The following is an 8,513-nucleotide window of genomic DNA, read 5'->3' as shown; positions in this document are numbered from 1 at the left end:
GCCCTGCATGTTCCTGGGGGTGTACAGCGGTTTGCATGACGCCACCAGCGTGCAGGATTTCGGCATCGACAACCTGACCGCCGCCGATGGCCTGGCGGTAGGCCGCCCTTCCGGTTTTGTCGGCAAGGCGATGCAGCGCTTGCTCGATGGTTATTACACGGTCAGCGACGAGATGCTGTACCGGCTGTTGGTGCTGGCCCATGACCAGGAGAACGCGCGGTTGGAGCCTTCGGCGCTGGCCGGGATGCCGGGCATGGTAAAGGTGCTTGAATCGCCTGAGTACCTGGCGCGCATGGGCCTGTCGGCCGGGCGCATGGAGCGGGCCACGCATCTGGTGTGGGGGACCGGTGGCAGCATGGTGCCGGAGGCAGAGTTCGCGGCCTATCTGGCCAAAGGGAGGGGCTGAGGACTCGCCTCTGCTTTTGATGTCTGTAGGAGCGGCCTTGTGTCGCGATGGGCCGCGCAGCGGCCCCACATTTTCAGCTTCGCCGCTAATTTCGCCGGGGCTGCTTTGCAGCCCTTTCGCGACACAAGGCCGCTCCTACACAAAGCGGTGTTGCAGGTAGGCTCTACCCCGGCAGGCTATATCGCTCGGCAAAGTACTGCCGGAAAAAGTCCACCGCCACCCGCACCTTGGCCGAACTGGCCAGCGGCGTGGTGTACACCGCCCAGATATCGGCCGGCTGGTGATAGTCCTCCAGCACCTGCACCAGGCGCCCGTCCTGCAGGCTGTCGTGCACATCCCACCAGGAACGCAGCAATATCCCGCGCCCGTCCAGGCACCACTGGTGCGCCACTTCGCCATGGTTGCTGGACAAACCGCCCGTCACCCGCACCCCCTCCTCACCTTCCGGGCCCATCAGCTGCCATACGCCAAAGGGGTGGTCGCGCTCCTTGATCACCAGGCAGTCATGGCTGGCCAGGTCGCCCAGCACCTTGGGCGTGCCGCGCCGGGCCAGGTAGGCCGGCGCGGCGCACAGCACCCGGCGGTTGCGCGCCAGCGGCTTGGCAATCAGGTTGGGGGCGATGGCGTTGCCCACGCGGATATCCAGGTCGACGCCTTCGGCAATCAGGTCCACCAGGCGGTCATGCACATCCAGGCGAATGTCCAGCCGCGGGTAGCGCTCGGCCAGCTCCGACAAGGCCGGCGCCACGAAGCGCCGGCCCAGGCCCAGGCTGCTGGCGATACGCAGTTGCCCAGCCGGCTCGCGGTGCTGGGCGCTGATGTCATCACCCATGCGCTGCACCGCATCGAAAATCTGCAAAGCCCACTGGTACACCCGCTCGCCTTCCTCGCTCACCGTCACCCGCCGGGTGGTGCGGTGCAACAGGCGCACTTCCAGGGTTTGCTCGAGCATGCGAATGCGCTTGCTGACATACGCCGCCGACATGCCCAGCTCATCGGCCACGGCCGCGAAGCTGGCGCGCCTGGCCACTTGCAGGAAGATGTTGAGGTCGTCGAGGCTGGGCAGATTATTCACGTAGCGTGTTCCAAGAATCCATGAATGGCTAGATTATCTCCGGATCAAGCCCTTATAGCATGGCCAGCACCTGTTCCCTAGACAACGAGTGCACCCCCATGAGCAAGACTTTCAGAATCGCGGCAATCCCAGGCGATGGCATCGGCAACGAAGTACTGCCTGAAGGCATTCGCGTGGTCGAGGCCGCCGCGCGCAAGCACGGCCTGGACATCAGCTTCGAGTTCTTCGAGTGGGCCAGCTGCGATTACTACCTGGCCCACGGCAAGATGATGCCGGATGACTGGTTCGAACAGCTCAAGGGTTTCGACGCCCTGTACTTCGGCGCAGTGGGCTGGCCGGACAAGGTACCGGACCACATCTCCCTGTGGGGTTCACTGCTCAAGTTCCGCCGCGACTTCGACCAGTACGTGAACATCCGCCCGGTGCGCCTGTTCCCCGGCGTACCCTGCCCACTGGCTGGCCGCGAACCAGGTGACATCGACTTCGTGGTGATTCGCGAGAACACCGAGGGCGAGTACTCGTCGCTGGGCGGGCGCATGTTCGAAGGCACCGAGAACGAGTTCGTGCTGCAGGAGTCGGTGTTCACCCGCCGCGGCGTCGACCGCATCCTCAAGTACGCCTTCGATGTGGCCCAGACTCGCCAGCGCAAGCATGTCACCTCGGCCACCAAGTCCAACGGCATGGCCGTTAGCATGCCGTACTGGGACGAGCGCACGGCGGCGATGGCTGCCAACTATCCGGAAATCAGCTGGGACAAGCAGCACATCGATATCCTCTGCGCCCGCTTCGTGCTGCAACCGGACCGCTTCGACGTGGTGGTGGCCTCGAACCTGTTCGGCGACATCCTCTCCGACCTCGGCCCGGCATGCGCCGGCACCATCGGCATCGCGCCATCGGCCAACCTCAACCCCGAGCGCAAGTTCCCGTCGCTGTTCGAACCGGTGCACGGTTCGGCGCCGGACATCTACGGCAAGAACATCGCCAACCCGATCGCGATGATCTGGTCCGGGGCGCTGATGCTCGACTTCCTCGGCAACGACGGCGCCGACCCGCGCTATCGCGACGCCCACGACGACATCCTCAAGGCCATCGAGCAGGTCATCGCCGCCGGTGACGTGACCCGCGACATGGGCGGGCAGAAGTCCACCCAGCAAGTGGGCCAGGCCATCACCGCGCTGGTCGAGGCCTGATCCTCCAGGGCCGATTGTCAGAAGTGTCTGACAATCGGCCCTTTGGCTCTTGCGAGCGGCGTGGATTGTATGCAAAATCTGTTAACCATTAGATATTGGTAAACCATAGGTTAACGAACAAGGAAGGAGTGGTACTGCAACACCCCGGATGCCTGCCGGGTAAAACAAGTACGCCAACGTCCCAGGAGACGATGATGTCGCACAAGAATAAAAAGATTGATGTGTTCCTGATTACCGTGAGCCTGATTGCCGTGCTGCTCACCGTGATCGGCCTTGCAGCCTTCCCCGCCCAGGCGGAAAGCGCCGCCAACCAGTTGTTCGAACTGTCCACCCGCACCTTCGGTACCAGCGTACAGGTGCTGGTGTTCGGCAGTACCCTGGCCGTGCTGTACCTGGCCTTCAGCAAGTACGGCAACATCCGCCTGGGCAGCGGCAAGCCTGAATACGCCACCGCCACCTGGGTGTTCATGTTCATCTGCGCCGGCATGGGCTCGTCGACCCTGTACTGGGGCGTGATGGAATGGGCCTACTACTACCAGACCCCAGGCCTGAATATCGCCGCGGCCAGCCCCAAGGCGCTCGAGTACAGCGTTGGCTACTCGTTCTTCCACTGGGGCATCAGCGCCTGGTCGATCTACGCCCTGGCCTCGCTGGCCATGGCCTACCACTTCCATGTGCGCAAGAAGAGCGGCCTGAACCTGGCCTCGATCGTTGAAGCGGTGACCGGCTTCAAAGCTACCGGGCCGGTAGGCCGTAGCGTCGACCTGATCTTCCTGTTGACCATGATGGGCGCGCTGACCGTGTCGCTGGCCCTCACCGCCTCCACCCTCACCCGCGGCCTGCACGACCTGGCCGGTACCCCGGACACCTTCACCGTGCAGCTGCTGGTGATCGGTGGCGTGGCAGTGATGTTCTCGCTCAGTTCCTACATCGGCATCGATGGTGGCCTGCAGCGCCTGAGCAAGATGGTGTGCATCGGCGCGCTGGTGCTCGCCGCAGTGGTCCTGCTGGTCGGCCCGACCCAGTTCACCATCAACAACACCGCCAACTCGATCGGCCTGATGATCCAGAACTATGTGCACATGAGCCTGTTCACCGACCCGGCCGGCGACGGTGCCTTCACCCGCAACTGGACGGTGTTCTACTGGCTGTGGTGGGTGTCGTACGCACCAGGCGTGGCCATGTTCGTTACCCGCGTTTCGCGCGGCCGGCAGATCAAGGAAGTGGTGCTGGCCCTGCTGATGGGTGGCAGCTTCGGTTGCTGGTTCTTCTTCGGCGCGCTGGAAAGCTACAGCATGCACCAGTTCATCACCGGTGCGGTGGATGTACCGAAGATGCTCGCCGAACAAGGCGGCGAATCGGCCGTGACTCACCTGCTGCTGGCGTTGCCATGGGGCCAGGTGTTCCTTGGTGTGTATCTGTTCATCATGGCCATCTTCTGTGCCTCGCACATGGATGCCGCAGCCTATGCGGTGGCCGCCACCAGCACCCGCAACCTGCGTGAAGGCGACGACCCGACACCCACCCACCGCCTGTTCTGGTGCGTGGTGCTAACCCTGGTGCCACTGGCCATGCTGTTCGCCAAGGCCTCGCTGTCGACCATGAAGACCGCCGTGGTGCTGACCGCCATCCCGTTCATGGTGATCCTGTTGGTGAAGATCTATGGCTTCTTCAAGTGGATGATTGCCGACTACGGCCAGGTATCGGCCCACCTGATCGACGAGGAAGCGGCCCGCTTGGCAGGCGAAGAGCCAACCGAGCAGGCCCCGCGCAGTACCGCTGCGGCGCACTGACCAGAGGCATGGGGCTGCAAGGCAGCCCCAGGATAGCTGCAAATTTTTTTGCCTTATCTGTTAACCAACAGATACGTGTTAACCAATAAATACAAACCGAGCTTGTGAGAAACCTGTCATGAATGACTTCAAACGCCTGCCCGCCGATTTCTGCGCGAACGCCGACGAGGCCTTCACCATCCCCGCCAATTTCTACACCCAGGCCGCGGTGTTCGAGCACGAGAAGGAAGCCATCTTCGCGCGCAGCTGGATCTGCGTGGGCCACCGTAGTGAAGTGGCAGAGAACAACGCCTACATCACCCGCGAAGTAATTGGCGAAAGCATCATCATCGTACGTGGCCGTGACAGCGTGCTGCGCGCTTTCTACAACGTCTGCCCGCACCGCGGCCACCAGCTCCTCAGCGGCAGCGGCAAGGCCAAGAACGTCATCACCTGCCCATACCACGCCTGGACCTTCAAGCTCGACGGCGAACTGGCTCACGCCCGCAACTGCGACAACGTGGTCAACTTCGACAAGGAAAACTCCACCCTGGTGCAGCTGCGCGTCGAGGAATACGCCGGTTTCATCTTCATCAACATGGACATGGACGCAGGTTCGGTAGAAGACCAGTTGCCAGGCATGCAGGCACGCATGCGTGAGGCCTGCGCGGTGATCGACGACCTGCACCTGGCCGCGCGCTTCGTCAGCGACACCCCGGCCAACTGGAAGTCGATCGTCGACAACTACCTGGAGTGCTACCACTGCGCCCCTGCCCACCCGGGCTTCTCCGACTCGGTGGACGTTGGCCAGTACAGCCACAGCCTGCATGGCAACTGGACCCTGCAATACGGCCTGGCCAAGCCTTCGGAGCAGTCGTTCAAGTTCGACGAAAATGTGAAAGATCCATCGTTCGCCGGTTTCTGGGCCTGGCCGTGCACCATGTTCAACGTGCCGCCAGGAGGCAACTTCATGACCGTGATCTACGAGTTCCCGGTCGATGCCGAAACCACCCTCCAGCACTACGACATCTACTTCCTCAACAAGGACATCAGCGAGGAGCAGCAGAAGCTGATCGACTGGTACCGCGAAGTGTTCCGCCCGGAAGACCTGCGCCTGGTCGAAAGCGTGCAGAAGGGCCTGAAGTCCCGTGGCTACCGTGGCCAGGGCCGGATCATGGCCGACCGTGAGCGCAGCGGCATGAGCGAGCATGGCATTGCCCACTTCCACAACCTGATCGCCGTGGCCCACCTCGACGATTGATTGCAACCGCTCCACGTTTTTTGCATGTAAAGGTGCGCGGCAGGGCCTGCCGCGCACCCAGGCAGTCGAGGTGAACCATGGCCAACACATATGAAATGTTCAGCGTGCACGTTACTGCAGTGGAACAAGCCACGCCGCTGATCAAGCGCTTTACCCTGGCCCGCGAAGACGGTGCGGCGATGCCCGCCTTTACCGGTGGCAGCCACGTCATCGTGCAGATGCAAGGCACCGACGGCAGCCAGTTCAGCAACGCCTACTCGTTGATGAGCGACCCGCGCGATACCCGCAGCTACCAGATTGGCGTGCGCCTGGAAGAGCAGTCCAAGGGCGGCTCGGCGTTCATGCACCAGCAGGTGGAAGTGGGCACCCGCCTGACCATTTCCTCGCCCAACAACCTGTTCGCCCTGGACCCGACCGCCGGCCGCCATGTGCTGATTGCCGGCGGCATCGGCATTACCCCGTTCCTGGCGCAACTGCATGAACTGGAAGGCGGCAGTGCCGACTACGAACTGCACTATGCCTTCCGCGCGCCGGAGCACGGGGCGTTCCAGGAGCAGTTGGCGAACGGCCCGCACGCTGCCAGAACCCGCTTCTATATCGACAGCCTCGAGCGCAAGCTCGACCTGGCCGCCCTGTGTGCGGGGCTGGACGAGCAGGCGCACCTGTACGTGTGCGGCCCCAAACCACTGATCGACGCGGTCATCGCCTGCGCCGCTCAGGCAGGCATTGCCGAGCACCGCGTGCATTGGGAACAGTTTGCCGCCACTCCGGTCACCGGCAGTGCCTTTACCGTGGTGCTGGCGCAGTCGGGTGTGGAGCTGCAGGTGGAAGAAGGCATGACCATCCTGCAGGCCATCGAGAAGTCCAAGGCCGCCAAGGTCGAGTGCCTGTGCCGCGAAGGCGTGTGCGGCACCTGCGAGACGGCCATTCTTGAAGGTGAAGCCGAGCATTACGACCAGTACCTGAGCGACGAAGAAAAAGCTGCCCAGCAAAGCATCATGCTGTGCGTCTCGCGAGCTCGTACATCTCGCCTGGTGCTGGACCTGTAACAACGGGCCGGCTGATGTTGCCTGTACTGGCCTCATCGCCGGCAAGCCAGCTCCCACAGGTACTGCACATGGCTTGAGGGCGATGCTGTCGATGTGGGAGCTGGCTTGCCGGCGATGAGGCCAGTACCAGGCAACCCAGTTGACCCCAGTGACCGGGTGAGCACTTTGAACCGTCAACCAAAAGTTGACAGCTTGGGTATACTGGCAGGCTCTTGGCCCAGATCAGGACACCCTGCCGATGTTGGAAAACAGCTTCGCCTTCCGCCTCAAGGAACTGCTCGAGCATCACAAGCTGACCCTGCAAGCCGTGGGCACGGCCCTGGGCATTTCGCGCACCGCGGTGCACAAGTGGACCCGCGGCGGCGAGATCGACTACGACAACCTGCGCAAGCTGGCCGACTTTCTCAAGGTCAACTGGATCTGGCTGCGCTACGGCGACGAGGCGCTGCAGAACATCCAGCAACCACAGGTGGTCGAGCTGCCGATGACCGACCTGCGCCGGCGCCTGACGGCCGAGATCATGGAAAGCGAAACGCGCATGAAACTGGCCCAGGAAGGCGCACGCATCGTCACCTGGGAATGGAACCTGATCAGCGACGAGGTCACCTATTCGCCCAATGTCGAGCAGGTATATGGCTGGCCGGTGCACCACAACGAAGACTTCTGGAAACACCTGCCGGGCGAAGACGTGCAGCGCATGCAGGCGATGTATGCCGAGGCAGTGGCCAAGGGCAGCGGTTGCGAGTGCGACTTCCGCATCACCCGCCCCGACGGTGAAGTACGCTGGATCTCTTCCCGCGCCACGGTGGTACGCGACAGCGCCGGGCGCTCGGTGAAGATGGTCGGCATCAGCATGGACAACACCGAGCGCCAGATCGCCCAGCAGGCCTTGAGCGAAAGCGAGGAACGCTTCCGCACGATCTTCGAGCTGGCCTGGGGCGCCCTCGCCTACATCGACCCCGACGGCACCTGGCAACGGGTCAACAACAGCCTGTGCGAACTGCTGGGCTACCGTGCCGAGGAGCTGTACGGCATGACCTTCCAGCAGATCACCCACGCCGATGACCTGGCGCAGAATCTGCAATTGCTACAGCGCATGCTGGCTGGCGAAACCGAGCGTTACGAGGTGGAAAAACGCGTACGCCACAAGAACGGCGAGTACATCTGGGTACGCGCCCGCACCTCGCTGCAGCGTCGCGACAACGGCGAGCCGGAGCACCTGATCAGCGTGTTCGAAGACATCAGCGCCGAGCGCCTGGAGCATGAGCGGTTGCAGGCGCATATTGCCGCGCTGGAGGCAAGACTGGCGACTTCGTGATATTGCCGGTAGCAAACACCGCGTCGCCTGCTTCGCGGGCGCGCCCGCTCCCACAGGTACTGCGCTGGCCTTCAGTTCACACTTTACCTGTGGGAGCGGGCATGCCCGCGAAGCAGACAACGCGGTGGATGGCACGGGCTTCGCCCGTGTTCGCGGGCAAGCCCGCTCCCACAGGTTCGCATTGACTTCTAACGTTCACCGCGCAGCCAGTCGATAAACCGCGCAAACAACTCCGACTGCGAGTTGATCTCCAGCTTCAGGTACAGGTTCTTGCGGTGCATGCGCACCGTCTCCGGCGAGATGCCCAGCTCCAGCGCGGTGGACTTCACCGAATGCCCACGCAAGATCATGTGTGCCACCTCCCGCTCACGGTCGGTCAGCACCTGGCAGCCAAAACTGTCGAACGCCGCCTGCAGGCTGCCACGCTCAGCCAGTGCGGGGC

General features: G+C 62.8%; 7 protein-coding genes and 1 pseudogene. 6 read left to right on the top strand and 2 right to left on the bottom strand.

Annotated features, from left to right (window positions below; genetic code table 11):
* A pseudogene (locus tag JV551A3_RS13310) lies at window positions 1-406 on the top strand (D-serine ammonia-lyase); the annotation flags it as partial.
* 163 nt (window positions 407-569) lie between these two features.
* On the opposite strand, the gene JV551A3_RS13305 reads toward JV551A3_RS13310, so the two are convergent.
* Entirely contained in the window at window positions 570-1,481 is a 912-nt protein-coding gene (locus JV551A3_RS13305; protein ID WP_133978772.1) for a LysR substrate-binding domain-containing protein, read from the bottom strand.
* A 98-nt stretch (window positions 1,482-1,579) separates the two neighbouring features.
* On the opposite strand from JV551A3_RS13305, the gene JV551A3_RS13300 reads away from it, so the two are divergent.
* From JV551A3_RS13300 to JV551A3_RS13280, 5 genes are all read left to right on the top strand, one after another.
* Window positions 1,580-2,671: a tartrate dehydrogenase gene (locus JV551A3_RS13300; RefSeq protein WP_133978771.1), complete on the top strand. Its 1,092-nt coding sequence runs from the start codon at window positions 1,580-1,582 to the stop codon at window positions 2,669-2,671.
* A 194-nt stretch (window positions 2,672-2,865) separates the two neighbouring features.
* Window positions 2,866-4,464: a BCCT family transporter gene (locus JV551A3_RS13295; protein WP_133978769.1), complete on the top strand. Its 1,599-nt coding sequence runs from the start codon at window positions 2,866-2,868 to the stop codon at window positions 4,462-4,464.
* Window positions 4,465-4,582: 118 nt separating this feature from the next.
* The gene (locus JV551A3_RS13290; protein WP_133978767.1) at window positions 4,583-5,704 is read left to right on the top strand and encodes an aromatic ring-hydroxylating oxygenase subunit alpha; all 1,122 of its coding nucleotides are present in this window, start codon (window positions 4,583-4,585) and stop codon (window positions 5,702-5,704) included.
* 77 nt (window positions 5,705-5,781) lie between these two features.
* Window positions 5,782-6,753, top strand: coding sequence for a PDR/VanB family oxidoreductase (locus tag JV551A3_RS13285; protein WP_133978765.1), 972 nt, complete (start codon window positions 5,782-5,784; stop codon window positions 6,751-6,753).
* Window positions 6,754-6,991: 238 nt separating this feature from the next.
* A complete protein-coding gene (locus JV551A3_RS13280; RefSeq protein ID WP_133978763.1) occupies window positions 6,992-8,071 on the top strand; it encodes a helix-turn-helix domain-containing protein in 1,080 nt (359 codons plus the stop codon).
* A 188-nt stretch (window positions 8,072-8,259) separates the two neighbouring features.
* Here JV551A3_RS13280 and JV551A3_RS13270 read toward each other — a convergent pair.
* Window positions 8,260-8,513 (bottom strand): helix-turn-helix domain-containing protein (locus JV551A3_RS13270; protein WP_133978759.1); only part of this gene is annotated, 254 nt, incomplete at its 5' end.

The organism is Pseudomonas inefficax, assembly GCF_900277125.1.
Classification (GTDB): Bacteria; Pseudomonadota; Gammaproteobacteria; order Pseudomonadales; family Pseudomonadaceae; genus Aquipseudomonas; species Aquipseudomonas inefficax.
This window is presented reverse-complemented; position numbering and strand designations above follow the sequence as displayed.